Here is a 23,185-nt window from a genome sequence, read left to right on the forward strand (position 1 = left end):
AAACACGACAAAGAAAATTAGATATGCTACAATAGAATATCGAAAATTTGTTTGAGCGGAGGGTAAATAATGGCTGAAAGCATTAAGCAACAAGAACAACAACGCATGGATCGAGTGGTCGATCAGATCAAGAAAGCGCAAAAAAAGGCGCAAAAAAATATAGCTACTGCTAAAAGCGATACACAGGCGATCCAAGATGATTTCAAGAATAATCTCCGTATCAAGACGGGAACTTATTCGGGAATGCTGGAGACCGCTCTAACTGTGCGCCAACAACAACAACAATTAGCCGAAAGAGAAAACAACCGAACACAAGCCGCCAAACGTTTAGATGTGCTCGAAAAGATGGAAAAAAAGCCTTACTTTGCACGGGTCGATATCAAAGAGCAAGGTGAACAAAAGCTCGAAAAGATCTATATCGGGCTAGCTTCATTTTCAGATGAAAAGGATAACTTTTTAGTTTACGATTGGCGTGCTCCGATCTCAAGTGTGTACTATGATGGGGGATTAGGAAAAGTTAAGTATACGACTCCAGTAGGTGAGCGCCAAGTCGAGTTAGAATTGAAACGTCAATTCATGGTCGAAGATGGACAGATCGTGACTTTATTTGATACCGATGAGACAGTCGGGGATCAGATGCTACTAGAGGTCTTAGATGAAGGTTCAGATACTAAGATGAAAAGTATCGTCACGACCATCCAAAAAGAACAAAATAAGATCATTCGTGATACTGATTCGGAATTACTGTTTGTCCAAGGAGCAGCCGGTTCTGGTAAGACCTCAGCTGTTTTGCAACGAGTAGCATATCTTTTATACCGCTATCGTGGCAAGCTCAACTCAGGTCAAGTAGTGTTGTTTTCACCTAACCAATTGTTCAATGACTATATTGATCAGGTCTTACCCGAATTAGGAGAACAAAACATGGTGCAGATGACGTATCATCAATTCACCAACCGACGTTTGCCTAAAGTTAGAGTCGAAACTTTGCAAGAGCGTTTTGAAGAAGATAACAGTGGACTTTCCAAAAAGATCAAAGAGACTAAAGATAGTTTGAAGTTTTTCAAGGTAGCAACAGCTTATGGTAAATATCTTGAAAGAAATGGGATGCGTTTTAAAAACATCATGCATGATGGTGAAATTTTCTTCTCCAAAAAAGAAATAAGAGATATTTACTACAGCTTTAATGAAAACTATCATCTCGGTAATCGTTTGGCGGCGACCAAAGAAGCTTTGATCAAGCGGCTAAATTCTAAAGTTGCACTTGCGGCTAAAAGTGATGCGGTCCAAAAAGCTGTGCAAGATCTCTCACAACAGCAGTTGAATGCGTTATATGGTGATCATCCACGTAATTTTGAAAATGGGGATAAGGAACTAAACTTTTTGGCTCGCCAATATGTCATGCAAGATTATAAGAAGATCCAAGTGGCGATCATGCGCAATCGCTTCTTAAATATCAACGCGCAATATGTACATTTCTTGCGTAGCGTACCAGAGTTGCTAGAGTTAAGTGAATTTGAATTGACCAGAGATGCTTGGGAAAAAGGGATCGACAATACGATCGATCTATTGAAAAAAAGGCGTCTTTCTTTGACTGATGTGACGCCATACCTTTACTTATATGACCAGATCACAGGGAAAAAAGGTGAGCGAGATATCAGACATGTCTTTATCGATGAGATCCAAGATTACACTGCCTTTCAGTTGGCTTATCTCAAACATGAATTTCCACGTGCAAAATTCACCATGTTAGGTGATCTCAACCAAGCGATCTTCACCAAAGAAAATAGTCATACGCTGTTAACGGAATTGAGCACGATGTTTCCAAAAGAAAAGACCAAAGTGGTCCAGTTGACGACTTCATATCGTTCGACCCAACAGATCACGGACTTTACCAAGGAAGTTTTGATCAACGGTGAAAAGGTGACGGCTTTTGAACGCAAGGGAAAGAAGCCAACGATCATTGTTGACCAGGACAAAGATGTTTTAGTGAATGATGTTGTGGATATTTTAGCTAAAAATGATGATGCTAAACAGACGACAGCGATCATCGGGAAGAGTCTAGCTGAATGTGAAGAGCTTTTTTCACTATTACAGACTAAAGGTGTTGAAACGACTCTGATCAGAACTGAAAATCAGCGCTTAGTTCCTGGGACCTTGATCGTCCCATCTTATCTGGCTAAAGGGCTAGAATTTGATGCTGTTATCATGTGGAATGCTGATCGTGAAAATTACCATGATGAAAGTGAACGTCAGTTGGTCTATACGATCTGTTCACGTGCGATGCATCAACTGGATATCTTAGCGCTAAAAGAGTTATCCCCATTATTTGATACTGTGGATAAAAATTTATATGAATTGATCAAACGTTGAGCTAGCAGCGGTGTTTCGGGATGAAACACCGCTTTTTTGAAGAGATGATTTCAAGTTTATAGATAAAATTAAAAATAGATAAAAATTTAATGATAAAAAGTGTTGTTTTTTAGGGGGGTTGAGTTATATTATTAACTCATTAAAGCCATATTGGGGGAGATCTTATGGGGAAAACAAAGGATTTTTCTAAAAAACAACTGCATTTATCGCTTGGAAGCTATTTTATTGGGAATTTGAGCAGTGGGATATTCAACTTTGTTTTAAGTCTTTACGTCTTAAAAGCGACAGATTCGAGCTTTTCGTTTTCATTGATCTTGATGTTAGGTCCACTAGCGACTATCTTAGGAAGTCCACTAGTTGGACAGGTGGTAGATAGATATCCACATAAGTCTATCGCATTAGCAGCACAGCTTAGTAGTATTTTACTTGTAAGTTTGAGTATGTTGTTGTTTACAAAGTTTCAAACCACTCTAGGGATCGTGCTCATTGCAGGTGCACTAGTCTTTTGGTTGACATTATGTGATGACTTTCAAACGATCGCATATAAAGCATCTACCTTGAACTTAGTGGCTAAGGCTGATCATCAAAAGCTGATCACAGGTGAACAGACGATCTCTGCTTTGATGATGTTAGTAGCTCCGATCTTGGGTGGTGTCTTATATCCGGTATTTACATTAAAGCAGATAATGTTTTTAGAGATCGTTGGTGAAGCGTGGGTCTTTTTTAGCTTATTACGGTTGGATTTTACGGCATTTGGAAGAGAAACTAGGACAGATAAAAGAGAAAACATATTATCGGGTAGTTTTGCTGGGATGCATTATATCAAAGAAGATCAGCTACTAAAAGCACTACTTATTTTTGGAGTAGTGGCTAATCTGGTTCTGACCGCAGTAGAAGTAGGTGATCCGATAGTTTTAGTCAAAGATCTTGGTGTAAGCGCACATACCTATGGTTGGATCATGTCTAGTTTAGCTTTTGGGATGATCGTTGGTTCTATTTTGATGGGAAATATCAAAGTAAAACAAGGAAAATGTCATTTTACGGCAAAAGTTTCGTTCTTGATGGTCGTTTCTTTGTTAGCTATGGCGCTAGTACTTTTGTATAGCAGTACTTTACTTGTGAGTGCAGTATTCACGGTGAGTTTATTTTTGCTGGGGTTAGCGATCTGTTTAGCAAATGTTCCTTATGCACTGCACATGCGTACAGAAGTGGCGGTGGAAAAACAAGGTCGGATCAATGCTACCGCTGCTGCAATATTAGAACTAGCTTCTCCGCTAGGACTTTTTCTTTTTGGTACCTTATTTCAGTATTTATCACCAGGAGCGATCTTCTTTTTTGCTAGTGTGATCTTAGCTGTCGTTGGCTCATGGTTGTATAGTGATAAAAAGGAACACTGAACTCAGTGTTCCTTTTTATCAGTTTAAACTATCTAATTTCTTTTGTAACAGTGGCGTGAGATGTTCGACGAGTTGCCGATACGCCATCTCAGAGTAGTGCAGATCATCTGCTTGTAATAGTTCTTTTGGATCTTTATTTTTGCAGATATCAAACCAATCTAAGGCTGGGATCTCAAATTCTTTTGCGACAGTCAAAGTTTCTTTAGCATATTGCTCCATCTTGGAAAGTGGTCGAAGATTAGCACGCGTTGGTCCCGCGATCCCCGGGGTGATCAAGAGACATTTATTAGGACTGATACAAGTTAGCATATAAGCTAAATTATTGTGGTAATTAGCTAAAAAGACTTCTTTGCTGGAAACATCATTGGTGCCAAAGAAGATCACTACGCTATCGGGGACTTCATTTAAGACATCCTCACGTAGTCGTTTGCAGGCGTTTCGTGTTTGATCACCGGGTAAACCACGGTTGATGAACTCAACATCAGGGAATTTATCCTCTAAAAGTCGAGTAAAGATCGGACTAGAATGACCATCAACGACCCCTGCTGTTAAACTATCACCGAATAATACTACTTTAGTCATGTTTCCGCTTCCTTTATTGGTAAATTTATATAAAATCCGTGCTATAATTGTCTATTATAAGATAGAAAACGCTATACAAGGAAATAATACGCATGGAAAATCAAATAAATTACTATAAGATCTCACGCAAAGAGTGGAGTGGCTTTTACAAGGACCATATCGCTCCCTTGACTGAAGCTGAACTGCAAAAGATAAAATCGCTAAATGACCGCATTTCGACCACAGATGTGGCTGATATTTACATGCCGTTGATCCATTTGCTCAAGATGTTTGTGACTACTCATCAAAAGCTCCAAGATGATCAGGCGAATTTTTTAGGGATACGGCCACACAAGGTGCCCTTTATCTTAGGGATCGCAGGTTCGGTAGCAGTAGGTAAAAGTACGACGGCTCGTTTGTTGAAGACATTACTCAGCGAAGTTTATCCCGATAAAAAAGTTGAATTGATCACAACTGATGGCTTTTTATATCCAAATAAGGTGCTAAAGAAAAAAGGCTTGATGAGTCGCAAGGGCTTTCCTGAAAGCTATGATATGGAGCGGTTGATCAGGTTCATCAATGATGTTAAGAATAATTTACCTGCCAAGGCGCCAGTCTATTCACATGAGGTCTACGATGTCATTCCTGGTGAATACGAAGAGATCGCTTCGCCAGACATTTTGTTGGTCGAAGGGATCAATGTCTTGCAACTGCCAAGTAAGCAAAAGATCTATGTAAGTGATTTCTTTGATTTTTCTATTTATGTCGATGCTAAAGAAGAAGACATCAAGCAGTGGTATTTGGAGCGCTTCGGGATGCTGTTAGATACAGCGTTTAAAGATCCTAAGAATTATTACTATCCTTATGCTTTAGGAGATCGCAAAAAAGCATTTGAGATGGCAACTAAAGTCTGGGATGAGATCGATCACCCTAATCTGCACGATTATATCTTACCTACTAGAAATCGTGCCGATCTGATCATCGTTAAAGGGAAAAATCATTTGATAAATGAGTTGCTGTTACGCAAATACTAGAGCGGGTTTATTCGGGTTCTAGCTAAAATTTAATTAAATTCATGAAAAATGTACGTGAAAAACGATTGACCCAGCTTGACTCAATGAGTACAATGTAAGATAATACATGCAAAAATTTTATGATGAGGTGAATATCTTGGCTAATGTTGACATGCAAGCTTTTGACAAGATCATTGTATTGGACTTTGGGAGCCAGTATAACCAATTGATCACTCGTCGGATCCGTGAATTCGGTATTTACTCTGAATTATTATCCCACAAGATCACGGCTGAAGAGATCAAACAAATGGCACCTAAGGGAATTATTTTCTCTGGTGGTCCAAACAGTGTCTACGATGAAGGAGCATTTAAAGTCGATCCTGAGATCTTTGATTTAGGTATCCCAGTATTGGGTATCTGCTACGGGATGCAATTGATGACACAAGAACTCGGTGGTAAAGTTGAAGCTGCTGATAATAAGGAATACGGTAAAGCGAAGATCACAGTAGCTGATGCTGATGCAGTGATGTTCAAAGATCTCCCTAAGGAACAAACTGTTTGGATGAGTCATGGCGACTTAGTTACAGAAGTTCCAGCTGGTTTTGAAGTTACCGCTACAAGTGCAAACTGCCCGATCTCAGCAATGGCTAATACAGCCAAGAAATTCTATGCTTTGCAATTCCACCCAGAAGTACGTAACAGTGAATACGGTAATGATATCTTGCGTCACTTTGCGTTTGATGTTTGTGGTGCTCGTGATAACTGGTCAATGGAAGACTTTATCGATATGCAGATCGCTAAGATCAAAGAACAAGTAGGTGACCGTAAAGTCTTGCTTGGTCTTTCTGGTGGGGTCGATTCTTCTGTTGTTGGTGTCTTGTTACACAAGGCGATCGGTGACCAATTGACATCGATCTTCGTTGACCATGGTTTGTTGCGTAAAGGTGAAGCAGAACAAGTTATGGAAAGCTTAGGTGGCAAGTTTGGCTTAAATATCATCAAAGTTGATGCTAAAGATCGCTTTATGGAAAAACTGTCTGGTGTTTCTGATCCAGAAAAGAAACGTAAGATCATCGGTAATGAATTTATCCGCGTCTTCGATGATGAAGCAACTAAACTCAAGGGTATCGATTTCTTGGCCCAAGGTACGCTTTATACTGATGTGATCGAATCTGGGACTGATACAGCTCAAACGATCAAATCGCACCATAATGTTGGTGGGTTGCCCGAAGATATGCAATTTGAATTGATCGAACCATTGAACACATTATTCAAGGATGAAGTCCGTGAATTAGGTGAAAAATTGGGCATGCCACACGAACTTGTTTGGCGTCAACCATTCCCAGGCCCAGGTCTTGGGATCCGTGTTATCGGCGAGATCACGGAAGAAAAATTACAGATCGTGCGTGATTCTGATCTCATTTTACGCGAAGAGATCGCAAAACACGGTCTAGATAAAGAGATCTGGCAATACTTCACTGTCTTACCAGGGATCCGTTCTGTCGGTGTGATGGGTGATGGTCGGACTTATGATTATACTGTTGGTATTCGTGCAGTGACTTCGATCGATGGAATGACAGCTGACTTTGCGAAGATCCCATGGGATGTTTTACAAGAGATCTCAGTGCGGATCGTAAATGAAGTAGCACACGTCAACCGCGTCGTCTATGATATCACTTCGAAGCCACCGGCAACGATCGAATGGGAATAAGTGATATATGTAACTTAGATGATATAGCCTAGATTTCCAGCTTTTTGAAGGACGAGAAACCACTAAAAAACATTTAGAATAACATAGTTGTTTGCCAAAAGTTTGCCAAAATTTTTGGTAATTAGCTTTGATTATAAAAAACGCTATCCAAAAGATAATCTTTTGAATAGCGTTTTTTTTATAGATGTTATTTATATCTAGTGAGTTCTTTTTCTTTTAGATGAAACAATACCCAAAACCGACGCTGACATCAGTGAAAGTAATCCTAAGATACTGTCAATGGAATTCTTTTCACCAGTTTGTGGCAGTTCAGTTGTTTTTATTGTTGAGGTGGATAGATCATGAGCCTTGAAACTGTGTTGATTTCCCATAGTAATATTACTTGTTGATGATTTAAATTCATTATTTAAAACTTCATCAACAATTTTATTTGCTGTTTCATGGTTTTCAATAACAGTTAATTGTTGTTTTAATGCTTCAACTTGTTTATTCTTTTCATCTAAATTAGATTTTACTGCTTCATAATGTTTTACAGCTTCATCATATTTTGCTTGAGCATCGGTTACTTTCTTTTGTGCTTCTTCATAGGCTGTTTGTGCTTTTTGAACGTTCTCAGATGCTTGTTCATATGACTCTAATTTATGATTTAATTCGATCAAATGATCACGAGCAGAAGCTAATTCCTGTTTTGCTTTTTCATGATCAGCTTTTGCTTGTTCTAAAATTGTTTTCTTTGTTGCTAAATCATTTGTAGCTTCACTCAACTTAGTCTTCAAGTTATTCAACACATCATTTTGTTTTTGCAATTCTACTTTGGCATTATCTAATGCTGTTTGTTTCTCATTCACAGCATTCTTTTTGTCATCTAAACTAGCTTTAGCATATTCAACAGCTAAGGTATCATTTGTTAGTTTATCTTGCTTTTCTTTTAATGTCTTAATTGCATTTTGTGTTGCTTGTTGTGCTTTTGCATAGTCTGCGTTTACTTGTTCTAACGTTTTAACAGCTGTATTATGCTTTGCTTGAGCATCATTTAACTGTTCAACCATCTTTTGATGTTCTGCTTGTACTTGAGCTAATGTTGCTTGTTTATCAGCTAAATTTTGTTTAGCTGTCTCTAACTGTGCTTTTGCTTCATCCAATTTAGCTTGCTTTTCTTGTGTGTCCGTATTTAAATTATCTACGGCTGCTTGTGCCTGCACTAATTTAGCTTGCGATGTCTTTAAGGCATCTTGTGCTTGTTGTAACGCAATAAAACTTCCATTTAATGCTTGTTCTTTTTGCGCTACTAGTTGTTGTGCTTCAGATAATTTTTGACTTGCTGTTTGAGCTTTATTTTGTGCATCTTGGAGTGCTTGACTTGCATTTTGGTGAGCAATTTGCGCTTTTGTTTGATCGTCTTTTGCTTGTGCTAATTGTGCTTTAGCTTCGGCAATTTGTTGTTCTTTGTTATCTTCTTTTGGTGTGTTTAAAATTCCACCTTGATCAACAAAGGCTTTATCTTCTGGAATGAATGATTCAAAATGAAGCGTTCCGTTTCCATCAATTGCAAAACCAAAATAAATTTCTTTTGCTCCTAAACTTTGCATTAAGTTTGTTGATAAATGATCGGCATGTCCCCAATTAGAACCTTCATCTCCGAATAACATTGCCATCATAACATCATAAATTCTAGCTTTTAATGCGTCTAGAGAAATCACTTTATTATAACTTGTTCCAATTGATTCTTCTTGGAAATTAGCTCCATGAACATAATCGGAACCTTTCTTTAACGCTTCTTGACTATGGTTAAAGCCTGCAGCTGTTGAGGCATCAGCAATCACCTTCGCATAATCAATTGTTTGTTGCGTTACTACATAATGCGTATCATATCCCAACTGGCTTGGAATTTGATTCAATAAATCTACGATCCATAAGTTCAATTCCTGTAATTGTTCAGCACTTAAATTTGTCGGATCAACCATGATTTGTTCGTCTTTCGGACTATGTTGAAATTGATTTAATAAATCTGTTTCATGTCTTGTTTCAATTAATTTATCATATTTTTCTTGATCGATCTTAATTTTGCCATTTTCATCACGCAAAGGAAATCCATTTTCATCATATTGAATAAAATCTTTATACGTATTATAATCAGATCCCATATTGATGGTGTTAACTACATTATCAGCCGTTAATTCATCTAATTTATTTTGAGCTTGATTTACTTGCTCATTTGCCTTATCTAAGTTTACTTGTGTATTAGATGCATTTGTTTCTTTATCTTTTAAATCGACTTGAGCTTGATCATTTTCTGTTTTAGATGATTCTAATTCGTTTTTAGCACTTTCATGTTCATCTTTTGCTATCTGATTAGCAAATTGTTTGTTAGTTACATTTTGTTGATTTTGATCAACTTCATTTTTAGCATTTTCAAGATCATTTTGAAGTTTATCAGCATTAGTTCCGTTTAAAATATCTTGTGCTTCATCAACTTTTTGTTGTGCTTGATCAACGTTTGTTTGTGCTTGATCGACACCTTGTTGTGCTTGATCAACTGTTTGCTGAGATTGATTTACATCTTGTTGTGCTTGATTCACATCTTGTTGTGTTTGGTCAACCGTATCTTGAGCCGGTTTGATAGCATCTTGTTTTGATGCTTCCTCTTGTTGCGCTTGATCAACATTTTGTTGGGCTTGATCGACATCATTTTTATCTTGTTCGATTGTTTGTTGACCATTATTGATCGTGTTTTGCGTATTATTTAAATCATTTTTAGCATTATCTAAATCGGTTTGGGCGTTATTAACAACATCTTGAGCATTATTAACACTATCTTGGGCATTGTTAACATCTGTTGTGATTTTATCAACAACACCTTGAGCTTGATCAACTGTAGGTTTTGTTTGTTCAATTGTTGTCTGTGTTTGCTGAACATCTTGGGTCTTATCGATTACGTCTTGTTTAGCCTCTTCAATATCTTGTTTTGTTTGTTCGATATTATCAGGTGTTGCTTCTTGTTGTGTTTTATTAGCCGTTTCAAGATCATTTTTAGCTTGTTCTTGTTCGTTGACTGCATTATCTAACTCACGTTTAGCGTCATTAAGAGTATTTTGAACCTGACTGATAGAATTTCGAACTTGCGTTTGTTCATTAGTAGCTTGGTTATAAGTTTTTTCCAAATTTTGAGTCTTTGAATCTGGTGTTTGACTAACTGTTTGAGTGATGTTTTCCCCAGATGTTTTATTAATTGTATCAGCTTGAGCCTGATTAGCCACTGCAAATAATGATAAAGCTGATGTTAGAGCAGTACTAGCTGTTAGCAATTCTTTTTTCATATATAAAGCCTCCCTAAAGTATAATAAAAAAGTGTTAAACACTTTTTTATTATACTACGTATATAATCCTATAGAAACAAAAAAAAAAAAATACAATAGAACTACTAATCTTTATGGATTACAAAACTAATAATCTTATTGGAACTTAAAAATATTATTTTACCACTATATCCTTTTATTTAGTTGATAGATAGGAGGAACTTCATGGAAAATAATATTTTGGGAAAAAATATAGCATTTGAACGCAAAAGACAAGGTATGACACAAGAACAGTTAGCAGAGTTTAGCGATCTAACCATTAATTATTTATCTAAAGTTGAACGTGGTGTAGCTAAAAAGATTAGTGCAGACAGTTTGTTTAAGATTGCTCGTGCATTAAATATTTCCATGGATTCATTATTTACGACAGATGGTTGTGAAGGAAAGGTTATAAAAAAAGGACCTTATCAACGTCAGTTAGATAAGTATTTTTCAGAGTTAGATTACGAAAAAACAGAAATTATTAGCAAGCATTTTTTAGAAATTTTACGAGTATCGTCTAAAGATTAATTATTAGGTAGATTATTAGATTTATGTAAATAAAAACTAAGCAGGAAGTTTTGTAACTTTCTCTACTTAGTTTGATTTTTATGCGTTGAATCCCAAATTTTCTAGGCGTAACAGCATTTCTTTAGAAAGTAAATATTTTATTTGATAAAATGAGTATATTTTTTGATGTAGTGCCTTTCTGAATGTTTGTATTTCTAACATTTTAGAACCTTCTTCTTTTTTTATTTGATTCAATTTTTTTAAAATATTGCGCTCTTTAATAAATATTTTGTCGATCACAGCATCAATTGTTGGTGGTTCTTGGTAAGATATCATTTTTTTATGTGCATCATCAATAATTTTAAAATTAAAAGGTATATTTTCTATATCCCCTAAATATTCTTTGTATTTTAGTAATGTTTGAAATTCCTCTTCAGTTAGGAGTGTATCTGTATCTTTACATAACATGGTAGCCATTGGATCTTCATTATTAACAACGGTAGTTATATAAAAATATCTAATGAACTCTTGTTTTCTGATAGCGATTTTAGTGGTTAGGAAATTACTAACCTCTAATTTTAATTTAAAAAATACATAATTGATAAAAGATAGAATACTCTTATCTTTTAAATCATCATAAATCTTTTTAAGTTCTGTTTTTGTAAAGATCTTAATTGCGTCATTTTCAGGGGCGTGCTGTAGTCTTTCAAGTTCATGTTTCAAAGCATAAAGGTATTGATTAGTCATAATAATTTGAGGACGTCCTTTTTTTATGAAAGTATCTCGGCTATTATTTTCTCCACTAGCTTCTAAATCCATATCTTCAACAATGCTTCTTAGTTCTTGCTTATCTCGATCAGTTAAAGCTTTATCTAATGTATGAGTGACAAAATCATCAGCACCGTCGATAAATTCATCTAATGTATGGAGAACAATGCTGTTTTGCGGTTCTATAACATCATTAGGATAGTTATTTTTAAGTGCTTCGAGTCGAAATTTAGGTTCTGGGTTAACAAGGCTTTCTTCAAATTTAGGAAAAATATTGTCTAACCTTTTTAACCTCTCATTTATAGCTTTTATTTTGGTTCTATCTCTCTTATCTGTGTTATCCAACTCTAACTTTAATGCATCTTTTTCTTCTTTTAATTGTAGATGTTTTGGAAGGTAATAGGGTATTTTCTTGTCGTTTATGTTTTCCAATTTAGTTGCTTCTAGATCATTAGCAATTATTTTCCTTATACGATCAGGGGTATACGATAAATATTCTGGACTAAACCAAGAATATATACGTGACAGTGCCTCTTCAAAAGTAATCCATTCATTTTTGTCTCTTATCTCCATGAGTTCCTCGGAAGATAGGAGATGTTTCTTTTTTTGGGACATAATTAGATCCTCCATGTTTTACTTATTTTTAATAAGGTTATTTTTTTATATATGTCACGAGAATTATTAAAATAATATACTCAATTAGAATGCTAACATAGTATTAGAAAATAATTAACCCTATTTGAAGGTAGGGAGGTGATATTAATGTAAAAAAATAACATATCGAAACACCAAGTAGAAATTATTGAAATTTTCAATTAAGGAGAAAAATAAAATGAAAATTAAAAAAAGAAAAAGTGGTTATTCAGCAGAGACAGCATACGACTATATAGACGTGAAAAAACCAGTATATAGTTTGAGTACGGAATTAGAAGAACAAAATGTTTTTAAAGACGGAAAGCCAACAGAAGAGATTGATTCTTACAAAGCATGGTTTATTCAAGAAGATCTACCACCATTTTACGTGAAATTTCCAAATAAGATCAAGCTACCAGAGTTTTTAGACGTTATTGAGTTTGATAATTTGGAAGCCTGTGAGATCCGATACAACGTGTATTTTAGAGCAGAAAATGTCCAAAGTGTAGGTAAATAATTATGTTGGAGATGTTTAAAGGATACTATGAACGTGATGTACCATATCACGTTATGACTGGTATAAATTCACTTTTTAAGTAAGAAAGGATATAACAATGTTAAATAAATTAGAATTAGAGCAATACCTGTTACAGAGTTTGAATATGGCTTTAGGATCGCTGATGCAAGGAGAAACAAGTTATACAAATAGTTTTGATTGTAAGGTGCTGGATGATGGTTTTCTATTTTTACCTAGATTACCTGCAGGCTATATCATTGATGATGATTTATATCAAAAAATTTTTCTGATCGCAAATGCTTCACTTTATCCTAGATATACGTTATTAAAGCAGAATACAGCATATTTCATACCAATAAACACAACAGATATTCATATTCAAAGAGGATTATTTTTCCCGTGGAAAGAAGGAATATCAAAAAGGTTGGTTATACCAGATCTTGATAGATATGTGTTAAATATAACTGAATCAAATATTCCAATTATGGAAAATTTATCAATTAACTATAATAAGGTGACTTCGATTGCGATTGCTGGAAACTCTGGTTCTGGAAAGTCATATGCTCTAACATATTTTTTAAGCGCTTTAAATAGGTTTTCGGAGTTGATCATTATTGATCCAAAATTTGATATGCCAAGTAGATGGGCGCGAGAAAATAATGTGCCTGTTGTTAGACCACAAAAGAATCGTTCTAAATCAGATTTTGTATCAGAAATAAATGAAAAATTAAGTTCGTCACTAAATATGATACAAACGAGACAAGAGCAACTTTACAATGATCCTAATAAAAAGTTTAAACATTTAACTATAGCCATAGATGAAGTACTTGCATTGTCAGAAGGGGTTAATAAATCGATTAAAGATTCGTTTTTTACTTTGTTATCTCAGATAGCTTTATTAGGACGTTCGACTAAGGTTCATCTTTTATTAGTAGGTCAACGATTTGATCACACATCTATTCCGACATCAGTCAGAGAACAAATGAATGTATTGATTCAGATTGGAAATATTAATAAAAAAACGACACAGTTTTTATTTCCAGATTTAGATCCAAAAGGAATAGTTATTCCTACGGGAAAAGGAACAGGTTTGATACAAATTATAGATAACGAACACCCATATCAAGTCTTACCTTTATTATGCCCAACGTATTATACAAAGAAAGGGGTCTTATAATCGTGAAGAAAACTGAGACAATGAAGATTATATTATTGGATAAATATTTGTTTGTAAGTATGTTATTTTTTTCAAGTGTTGAATTAGTATTAAAAAATGTGCATATAGAATCTCTCTATTCGATATTAAATGGAAAATTAGAATTATCAATAATAGTATTGAGGGGGCTTTCAGTGATCGGAGGTGTCGGATGTTTTTTGGTATTTTTTTTAGTAAATCTCTTTGAGTTAATACAACGTTTTAATGGCGATAAAGTAAGTAACTTTATCTATTCGATAAAGGAAACCTTTCTGCTACATCGTTTTTTGAAAAAAATAGATAATGGGAAACAGTTGATGAGCGATTCAAATTCAGTAGTTACTAGAGTATTCAATAAGGCAGTCAATAAAAGCTTGATTGATATAAGAGAAGATTCAATAACAGTGTATATTAAATTTCCCCGACAGTATCAGGCGCAAAAAATTTTGAGTGATGTTGAAGAACAGTTAAAAGAATATATTGCTAATATTGATTCAGATTACTACATTTCAGCGCCAATTAGAGAAAGAAGAGGTTTGTTTTTCTTTGGAAAACGTCGTTAAAATGAGTGCTCTGCGCTCACGAAGTGAGTAGCACAGAGCACTCAACGAATGGGGTTACTACGACCCCCATTCGTCCATAATCAGTAATCAAAAAAAGAGAGGAGAAACTAGAATGGTAAATGAACAAAGATCCAATAAGTGGACATTTTTGATGTACAAAGATAGTGCGCCAGAAAACTATATTGATATTTTAGACGATTTGCATGTGCCATATATCTTAAGTCCTTGGCACGATAAAGATCAAGATAAAAGAACGAAGAAATTAAAAAAATCGCATAAACACGGTGCATTTTATTTTGACACCCTCAAAAGCTATAGACAAGTTTCAAATTTGATTAGTGAAAGTTTGAATGGACCTGAACATGTAGAAGCGGTTATTTCACCAAAGGGAATGTACGATTATTTTGTGCATGCTGAAAACAAAGATAAGACATCTTATGATATTAAAGAGATTGAAACTGGTTGTGGCTTCGATTTGAACAAATTTTTAGTAGAGCAAAATACTCAGGAACTTATTAATACAGTAGTGGATATTATAGAAGAGAATGATTTCACTGAATTTACTGAAATAGTGGAATATGCTCGGAAAGAAGACTCAATATTACTAAATCTAATTTTTAGGCATACGTATTTTTTTTCGAAGTTTTTAGACTCCAGACGCTACAAGTACGGTGAAAAACATGAAGATGCTTAAAGCTGTTGTAATAAATAAAAATTATATATACGGAGGACAGATTGATGGAAAAGACAATGATCAGTTATGGAGACTTAGTTAGAATTGGTTTTCCTGCTAATCAGGCTAGAAAAATTATTCGATGTGCTAAAACTAAGCTTGTTTTGCAAGGATATAGTTTTTATAATGGAAGAAAGGTGGGACTTGTTCCAATACAAGTAGTAGAGGAAATTTTAGGACATATCATCACTGCAAAAATGGAAAGTGATGATATTAAATGAAGAAGACAAAATATCCGAATGTCTATCAAGACGATAAAGGAAATTTCTTTTATCAAATTTTTTTAGGTCGTGATATATCAGGAAAGCAGAAGTTCAAGAAGGGGCGTAAAGATGAAAAAGGACGACCTTTTACTTCTGCAAGGTTAGCCTACATCGAAGCTATCCGCCTAAAAAATGAATATTTAGAAGAAAACGGCTCAGTAGTATATCGTATGACATACAGATCATTTATGACTAATAAATTTATTCCTAAATACAGTGGAGATGTTGAAGAAAGTACATTTTCGACTCACAAAAAAGCGTTTGAATATGCAATCAGTAAATTAGGGGATAAATTATTAGAGGATATAACGGTTATGGATTGCGAAGAATACCGAACGTGGCTATTGACTGAAAGTGGCTTTTCAAAAAGTTATTGTAGTATGGTATATATTGCATTTAGACAGTCTTTAGATTATGCAGTAACGTTAGGGATACTCAAAAACAATGTATCCATGCAAACTAAGTCCATTTCGAAAGGTAAATCAGTTGTTAAATATTGGAATAAAGATCAATTTGAAGCAGTCCTTTCGAAAATTTATGTCAACGATTATTACGAACACTTTTGTTTCATTTTGATATGGTTATATTTCATGACGGGCGTTCGAGTTAGCGAAGGATTAGCATTAAGATGGGCTGATATAGATTTAAAAAACTCAAGAATGAGAGTTCATCATACGTTGGATTTTAAGAATAAGAGCAACTATACTATAAAGCCCTATACAAAAACGTCAAGTGGAAAAAGAATGATTTCTTTAGATAATGATACAGTTGATTATTTAAGGGAGTGGCAAAGGATTCAGTTAAATCATGGGGTTAAAAACTTTGTTATGTCATATGATGATACGCCTATGGTTCGTTCGACTATTAGTAGGATCATCAAAAAATATGCCAAATTAGCCGAAGTTCCTCAAATTGAAGCAAAAGGGCTTAGACATAGTCATGTTAGCTACTTGATCAATGAATTTAATGCTGATGTTTTAACTGTTTCACGTCGCTTAGGTCATTCTAGCCCTGATATTACTTTGAAACATTACTCTCATTTATGGAGAAGAAATGATGATATGTTGGCAGAAATGATGACTGGTAATATAAAATTTAAATTTTCAGAAGAAAAGAAAATTAATTTTAACGGAAATCAGTTTATTATGAATGATTGTTTGCCAAATGTTTGCCAAAATCAGTAAAAGTCAGCGAAAATACTGTAATGATAAAATTGAGAATGATTTGATCTTATTGAATGGGAATAACATTCTGTTAGTCTTATTTCATGATCAATTATCGATAAATCAAAGCTGGATATATAGGTTCTTTGGATCCTATATATCCAGCTTTTTTATCTTAACTATGTTATCCAAATATTTTGTATCCAACGGTTTGATCAGATTTTAGATAGTGAAAAAGGATATTCTACCAGGAGAGCTACTCGAATACTCGCTGATCACCTCTTATCAAACTAAAATGGATCGGTTCACTTATTTGTAATAGAAACCAAAATTTTCCCAATGTTGGAACATTGTTCATTTGAAAAAAAGAAGAGAAGATCGAAAAAATGAATTTAGTAATGAGTTTTGCTTTCATTTTGTAATGACTAGTTCTGTTTTTTGTGGTTATATTGTTATAATTTTTTATTTATTGCAAAATATATAAATATATAAAAATATAGCTTTTATTGTTGTGGTTATTGGTTTTTTCTATAATATAAAAGTTTTTGTTTTAAATAACGTTCAAGTTATATACGAAAAAAACTATGTATTACTAATTTTTTAGTTATACATTTTGATTGAATTTTTTATGTAGATTGCTATATAATTTAAGCGTAGAAGGCAGTTGCTAATGTTCAGGGTAAAGGAGGATATCAACATGAATAGTAATTATTTTAAGCGCTGCACTATGTCAGATAAAAATTATCATTTTTCTATACGTAAATTAAATGTGGGGGTAGTTTCAGTTGCTATTTCGGCATTTATGTTTTTAGGCTGCAGTGTAGCGTTGGCTGATAGTACTTTGAATACTGAAACACCAACTACAGTCCAAGTTACGCCTACTGTAAATAACGATGAAGGTGATCTAGTATCAGAAGAAAATACAGAGTCAGAGCCCGCAACTGAAATAACTACAAGCAATAGTTCTAGTGAAGAACAGACAAACACTGAAGAACAAAGTGAAGTTGCTATCGATAATACAAATGATGTAGCTATACAAGGAAATGATAGCGCTTTATCAAATGGTGAAGCAACACCTTTTACTACTGATTCGACTACTGAAGCAACAGACAGAACTTTAAATGAAAATGTATCAACTGATATTAACGCAAGTGAGTTATCAACAAATACTCAACAACAGGGAAATGAAGTTACTGCTACTGAAGAAGAAAAAACAACTTCTTTACGATCCAAAGAACTAGCAACAGATGCAAGCGAAGCAACACCTGTAGCTTTAGCCGATAGTGCGGAGACACAGGATGGTTATACTTTAACGGTTCCAGAATCACCAATAAGTGATCCAGTCGAAGGTCGCTATACATTCCAAGTGATCCAAGATAGTGAAGGATACCAATATGTTTTTTCGATAGATAAAGATAAGACAAGCCAAGAGTATCTAACAGGAAATAAAACAGCGCGTTATGTTTATGTAACACGTATGAAAGATGGTACAGTAGAATCTACAAAAATGATCGATCGTGAAGCTCAACCAGGAACGGTGGCAGAGTATGGCAATACTGAGATCAATTTATTATCGGGTTCTAAAACCATACAGATCGCTACAAAAAATATCACGGGTTATTACACGGAATTATATAACGCACTTTCAACGTCTGGTACAGGGAAGGTTCAATCAATAAATATCTCCAGTATTCGTTTAGCTGATCAAGTTACAAAATATGTTAATGAATTAACAGGTGAAGTTATTCATGAAGAATATATTCAATCAGGTTGGACTGGGTATGAATATACCACAAAACCGATCGAGATCGAGAATTATAAATATATTCATGCAACAACAAATGTAAATGGTATAGTTAGTACAGCAGTTCCACGTAATAAAGGAGATATTGTGTATCTGACTGCACAAACGCGAGTCACTGATACTGACAAAGAAACTCCGGTAACTATTTATCGAAAACTTGAATTTATTGATGATAACCAAACCGCAAAAGTTACGATCTATATGTCTCCGAAAGCAAATGAAGGTGAAGAGACAGATGCTAAGAAGTTTTTTGAGAACATGGATCAGTATAATATCTATAATAATAAGATCTACACCTCAGCAACTGACATGTCACGAACAACTAATTCCGGTGTGAAGTTTAGTGATGTTGCTTCCAACGATAGAGATGGCTATTACCTTGCTAGACCGTATGCGGATACTCCTGAAGGAAAGACGCCGATACAGGTATTCTTATCAACCTCGTCACTTGTCACTCAAAATGTCGATCAAACAGTACGTTTTACTTTACCTTATGCTGATACCGGTATTTTACTTGGTGATGGTGTTAATAATCGGCTTCAAAGTCCAAATCGTAAGGTGAATTTTTCAACCGTTGTTTACTACTATATGCCACAAGGTGAAGTAGTCGTTAACTATGTTGATACAGATGGAAATGTTATCAAAGATCCGGTAACAGATACTGAGCTCACTGTGATCCAAGTCGATGGAAAACCTGTTGAATATAATACTATTGATAAGCGAGAGAATACGATCAAGACCCCTGATGGAAAAACGTATCGGTATAAGGAGATAAAAAGTGGTAGTGCTCCTGAGACTGGAGAATTGCAACAAGGGAAACAAGAAGTGACCTATGTCTATGAAGAGGTAAAAGGAGACGTTGTTGTACTTTATAGGACCGAAGATGGGAAAGAACTTACAGGGGTCGGCAGCGATTACGAGGGGCAACCTGATAAGACTATGACGATCGGAAATGTTTCTGATACAGAAACAGTAGAGAAAAAAGCCTGGAATGGTGCAGTGATCGATACTCCAACCGGTTCGACAGGTGTAGATTATACGACAACAGATAACCGACCGGAAACGATCACAACAGAAGATGGGCTAGTGTATAAGCGAATAGCTGGTAAAGTAGGTGGTAGTGAGACTGGAAAAGTTGTTGAAGGAACTATGCGGATCGTTTACTATTATGAGGCTCAAAAAGGTGGTGCAGTAAATGCACGTTATGTCATTGAAGGAACAGAAGAAGAGCTTCAAGCAGCAGAGGTCGTTAAACCTGAAGGAACTCAGGTCGGAACTGAATATATGGCAAGTAAACCTTCAACGATCATAAAAGATGGAAGAACTTATATTTTGTCGCCTACCACACCGATCCGTACTGCTCCTGGTGATGCGCCTGAAACAGGACGAGTAACAGAACAGCCACAAACGATCGTATATCAGTATGTTTTAGTTGTTCCTAAAGGTAATGTGACTATCCATTATGAAGACGAAGCAGGAAATGTCATCAAAGATCCTGTAAAGGATGAAGAAAATGTAGATGTAGGAACACCTTATGACACAACAGATGAAGGCGATAAACCAAATCGAATCACTACCTCAGATGGAAAAACCTACGAACTTGTGCCAGATAAGACTAAAGGTGAAGAGCACGGTACGGTAGTGGAAGGAAATACAGATGTGACATATGTTTATCGTGAGGTCAAGGGTGACGTAGTGGTAACATATGTTGATACAGATGGAAATATTATCAAAGATCAAGTTATTGATACCCCATCTAGCTCTACTGGAACAACATATGATACGAGTGAACATGCTCAAAAGAGTATCATAGGAGCAAACGGTAAACGTTATTTATTGGTCAAGGCAGGAAATTATCCTATTGGAACAGTTGACGAAGCTGGACACTTGGTAACTTCAGATGCAACAACAGGCGAAGTGAGTGAGGGAACAAAAACTGTTACCTATGTTTATCAAGAATTGGGGAGCTATATCCCATATATCCCACAAAATCCAGGAGATCCGTACGATCCAACGAACCCAGGGACAGATGAACCAGAAGTGCCGTATGACGAAACACCAGAAGAACCAGGAGATAACCCACCATTACCGTATATCCCAGGATATACGCCAAAAGATCCAAATGGAGATCCACTAAAACCAGTGGATCCAGATGATCCAACAAAGGGCTATATCCCACCACCGATCACCGATCCAAACGGATTGAAGAAAAAGCAGTTGCCAAACTTGATAAAGCAGAAGATTTTGAATTTCTGGCTACAGAATATGACTAATTTTATAATGGAAGCAGTTTCCCATATACAGTGTGTTATGGAAAACTGCTTTTACCAGGTTAATAATTGTATTTTTCAAGAAGCTGTTTTAGCTGGCTTGCATGGTATATAATTTCTTTGCTTGTGCTGGCATTTTCATGTGCCGTTGCAGAGTTTCCTTGTGTTACAATGGAAATCTGCTCAAGTGCCTCATGTATCTGGGTTATTGCTTCTGACTGGTCTTCTGTAGCAATTGAAATACTGTTTACAAGTTTATCAGTTGCCTGGTTTTTCTCTTCTATATTCTTTAATGAATTAACTGCAATTTTAAGGTCTGCCATGCCATCCTGGACATTGCTGCATGTTTTGCTGATAAGGTCTGCTGTTTTAAGTGCAGCGTTATTACACTGTGAAGCAAGGCTGCGTATTTCAGATGCGACTACTGCAAATCCTTTACCTGCCTCACCAGCCCTTGCTGCTTCAACAGACGCATTCATGGAAAGCAGGTTTGTTTTTGCTGCAATATTCTGCATAAGGTTTGTAATGCTGCTTATTTCATTCGAGTTTTCTTCTATTGTAGTCATGGTATCTGTAAGCTTCTGGAGGTTTTTATTGCCTTCATCTACTTCCTTTACAATTTGTGACATCATTTCATCAGCCTGCTTTGTATTATATGAAGTCTGTTTAATTTCCTCTGTAATGCCTGTTAATGAAGCAAATAATTCTTCTGTGGCACTTGCCTGGTCTGATGTCCCGTCTGCAAGTGTCTGGGCTGATACATCAAAGTCCTTTGCGCCAGAAATAATTGCAGATGTAGCAGTATTAATATGGTTTATTGTTGTTACCATACTTTCATTTATTAATGCCAGTGAAGAAGCAAGATTATTAAATTCACCTTTAAATTCATTGGAAATTTTACCAGTGAAATTGCCGTCAGCTATTCTCTTTGCAAAAGTATTTATCTCCTGGAGTATTTCTTTCAGTGTTCCAATTGTTTTATTAATATTAATTAAAAGACCCGCACTTTCATCATTGCCTTTAACTTTTGGAATTACTGTAGTTAAATCACCATCTGCAAGAAGCTTTAGGCGCCCAAGACATAATTTTATTGGTTTTGTAATAGTTTTCGTTATAAGTGCAAAAAGCATTATTGCACATATTATTGCAATAATGGTAACAGTTATGCCAGATTTATTAACCTTTTGCAACAATGATAATGCCTTTTCTTTATTATGGAGGGTAACAACTGACCATGTGTCAGAGTAACCATCCAGTTCTACAGGTGAATAACTTGCATAATATGCTTTTCCATTATAAATAACCTCTTTTGAACCGTTTTTGCCTGCCATAACATGTGAAATAATACCTGAAAATTCTTTAGATACTTTTATAGGTTCTTCTTTAGTTATAATATTTCCGGCATCATCATACATGGTATTACCGGCAGAGTCTTTTTGTGAGATGGTTTTTGTAAAGTTTTTATAATTATATAATTCTTCATAATAAACACTTTCCGGGTGTGCAAGTATAGTTCCTTCACCATCTATAATAAATGATATCCTGTCGTCCTCTTTATCTGAATATTCCTCTACAAGTGACTGGAGGGTTGCCAGTTTTATATCTGTTGCCAGAATTCCCTTCATCTGGCTGTTCTGTACCAGTGGATAAAAAATGGATGCACATGCCATATTGGTTGAAACTGAATAATATGACTTTGAAATAAAAGGTTTCTGTATTTGCATCATCTGTGTAAACCACCATCTGTTAGCCCTGTTGCCAAGCTCACCTACAGAGCGGGAAGTCTGGTCTCCATTAGTATCTTGTATGTATATAAGCTCAAAATAATCATTTCTCTGGGCAACGCCTTCTACTATTGGCTGTTGTACCCTGCCATTCATGGAAAGGACTGGCCTGGAATATGCAAGCTCTTCTGTTACTACATAAGCTTTATTCATAAAACTTCCAACTGACTGTGATATAAAGCTGTTAATTTCAGCGTCATGTTTAATAATCTGGCTGTTGTATGTTTTTTCTAAAAGATTTCCAGTAATGCCTAAAATGGCTGTAGCAAATATGCCCAGAATTAATATCATAGGAAGCATGAATTTGCTAAATATACTTTTGAATTTCATTTATTTCTCCTTGTGTTGTTGATATTTAATATTTGTAGTACATATAACATGTTTAAATCCCAGCCCTGCTGCTTATTAATTTCCTGCTAATCAAGTATACCATATTTTTATAGTATATTCCAAGAAAATTCTTACATTAATTCTTGCATTAAAAAGATGTTTAAAAATTACATATACTAGATGCGCTGGCAAATCCGCAGCGCATCCATTGCCGCCCAGCCCCAAGGCAATTCTGCCAGCCCTAACCCAAGCAGCATCTGGAACA

At 35.4% G+C, this 23,185-nt stretch carries 16 protein-coding genes; 12 read left to right on the forward strand and 4 right to left on the reverse strand.

Annotated elements, in window-relative coordinates; all coding sequences use genetic code 11:
* Positions 1-69 precede the first annotated feature (69 nt).
* Both helD and Q9Q35_RS00970 read left to right on the forward strand, forming a co-directional pair.
* Complete coding sequence (gene helD, locus Q9Q35_RS00965) at positions 70-2,370, forward strand: RNA polymerase recycling motor HelD (RefSeq protein WP_304651734.1); 2,301 nt, start codon at positions 70-72, stop codon at positions 2,368-2,370.
* A 164-nt stretch (positions 2,371-2,534) separates the two neighbouring features.
* The gene (locus Q9Q35_RS00970) at positions 2,535-3,767 is read left to right on the forward strand and encodes an MFS transporter (RefSeq protein WP_304651735.1); all 1,233 of its coding nucleotides are present in this window, start codon (positions 2,535-2,537) and stop codon (positions 3,765-3,767) included.
* Between the two features lie 18 nt (positions 3,768-3,785).
* Here the strand turns inward: Q9Q35_RS00970 and Q9Q35_RS00975 are convergent, their stop codons facing one another.
* On the reverse strand, positions 3,786-4,349 hold the full coding sequence (locus tag Q9Q35_RS00975; RefSeq protein WP_304651736.1) for a GDSL-type esterase/lipase family protein: 564 nt from the start codon (positions 4,347-4,349) through the stop codon (positions 3,786-3,788).
* Positions 4,350-4,441: 92 nt separating this feature from the next.
* Here Q9Q35_RS00975 and coaA point away from each other — a divergent pair, with 92 nt between their 5' ends.
* A complete protein-coding gene (gene coaA / locus Q9Q35_RS00980; RefSeq protein WP_304651737.1) occupies positions 4,442-5,362 on the forward strand; it encodes a type I pantothenate kinase in 921 nt (306 codons plus the stop codon).
* A gap of 136 nt (positions 5,363-5,498) precedes the next feature.
* Positions 5,499-7,052 (forward strand): glutamine-hydrolyzing GMP synthase, encoded by a 1,554-nt coding sequence (gene guaA, locus Q9Q35_RS00985; protein WP_304651750.1) that lies wholly within the window; start codon positions 5,499-5,501, stop codon positions 7,050-7,052.
* 197 nt (positions 7,053-7,249) lie between these two features.
* Here the strand turns inward: guaA and Q9Q35_RS00990 are convergent, their stop codons facing one another.
* Positions 7,250-10,369 (reverse strand): SEC10/PgrA surface exclusion domain-containing protein, encoded by a 3,120-nt coding sequence (locus Q9Q35_RS00990; protein ID WP_304651738.1) that lies wholly within the window; start codon positions 10,367-10,369, stop codon positions 7,250-7,252.
* A 204-nt stretch (positions 10,370-10,573) separates the two neighbouring features.
* On the opposite strand from Q9Q35_RS00990, the gene Q9Q35_RS00995 reads away from it, so the two are divergent.
* Positions 10,574-10,918, forward strand: coding sequence for a helix-turn-helix domain-containing protein (locus tag Q9Q35_RS00995; RefSeq protein WP_304651739.1), 345 nt, complete (start codon positions 10,574-10,576; stop codon positions 10,916-10,918).
* Positions 10,919-10,996: 78 nt separating this feature from the next.
* Here Q9Q35_RS00995 and Q9Q35_RS01000 read toward each other — a convergent pair whose 3' ends face one another.
* Positions 10,997-12,280: a hypothetical protein gene (locus Q9Q35_RS01000; protein WP_304651740.1), complete on the reverse strand. Its 1,284-nt coding sequence runs from the start codon at positions 12,278-12,280 to the stop codon at positions 10,997-10,999.
* A 217-nt stretch (positions 12,281-12,497) separates the two neighbouring features.
* On the opposite strand from Q9Q35_RS01000, the gene Q9Q35_RS01005 reads away from it, so the two are divergent.
* The 7 genes from Q9Q35_RS01005 to Q9Q35_RS01035 all read left to right on the forward strand — a co-directional run bounded on the left by Q9Q35_RS01005 (position 12,498) and on the right by Q9Q35_RS01035 (position 20,921).
* Positions 12,498-12,815 (forward strand): hypothetical protein, encoded by a 318-nt coding sequence (locus tag Q9Q35_RS01005; protein WP_304651741.1) that lies wholly within the window; start codon positions 12,498-12,500, stop codon positions 12,813-12,815.
* A 97-nt stretch (positions 12,816-12,912) separates the two neighbouring features.
* The gene (locus Q9Q35_RS01010) at positions 12,913-13,992 is read left to right on the forward strand and encodes an AAA family ATPase (RefSeq protein ID WP_304651742.1); all 1,080 of its coding nucleotides are present in this window, start codon (positions 12,913-12,915) and stop codon (positions 13,990-13,992) included.
* Positions 13,993-13,994: 2 nt separating this feature from the next.
* Entirely contained in the window at positions 13,995-14,573 is a 579-nt protein-coding gene (locus tag Q9Q35_RS01015; protein WP_304651743.1) for a hypothetical protein, read from the forward strand.
* Positions 14,574-14,685: 112 nt separating this feature from the next.
* Positions 14,686-15,267 (forward strand): replication protein, encoded by a 582-nt coding sequence (locus Q9Q35_RS01020; RefSeq protein WP_304651744.1) that lies wholly within the window; start codon positions 14,686-14,688, stop codon positions 15,265-15,267.
* A 44-nt stretch (positions 15,268-15,311) separates the two neighbouring features.
* Entirely contained in the window at positions 15,312-15,527 is a 216-nt protein-coding gene (locus tag Q9Q35_RS01025) for a DUF3173 family protein (protein WP_304651745.1), read from the forward strand.
* Positions 15,524-16,753, forward strand: a complete 1,230-nt coding sequence (locus Q9Q35_RS01030) for a site-specific integrase (RefSeq protein ID WP_304651746.1) — start codon at positions 15,524-15,526, stop codon at positions 16,751-16,753. Before Q9Q35_RS01025 ends, Q9Q35_RS01030 begins: the two co-directional genes overlap by 4 nt.
* 676 nt (positions 16,754-17,429) lie before the next feature.
* Positions 17,430-20,921 carry a MucBP domain-containing protein gene (locus tag Q9Q35_RS01035; RefSeq protein ID WP_304651747.1) on the forward strand — a complete coding sequence of 1,164 codons (3,492 nt, stop codon included), beginning with the start codon at positions 17,430-17,432 and terminating at the stop codon, positions 20,919-20,921.
* On the opposite strand, the gene Q9Q35_RS01040 is transcribed toward Q9Q35_RS01035, so the two are convergent.
* Positions 20,869-22,920 carry a methyl-accepting chemotaxis protein gene (locus Q9Q35_RS01040; RefSeq protein ID WP_304651748.1) on the reverse strand — a complete coding sequence of 684 codons (2,052 nt, stop codon included), beginning with the start codon at positions 22,918-22,920 and terminating at the stop codon, positions 20,869-20,871. The genes Q9Q35_RS01035 and Q9Q35_RS01040 overlap by 53 nt on opposite strands.
* Positions 22,921-23,185 lie beyond the last annotated feature (265 nt).

This window comes from uncultured Ligilactobacillus sp., from assembly GCF_948826705.1.
In the GTDB taxonomy this organism is placed as follows: domain Bacteria; phylum Bacillota; class Bacilli; order Lactobacillales; family Lactobacillaceae; genus Ligilactobacillus.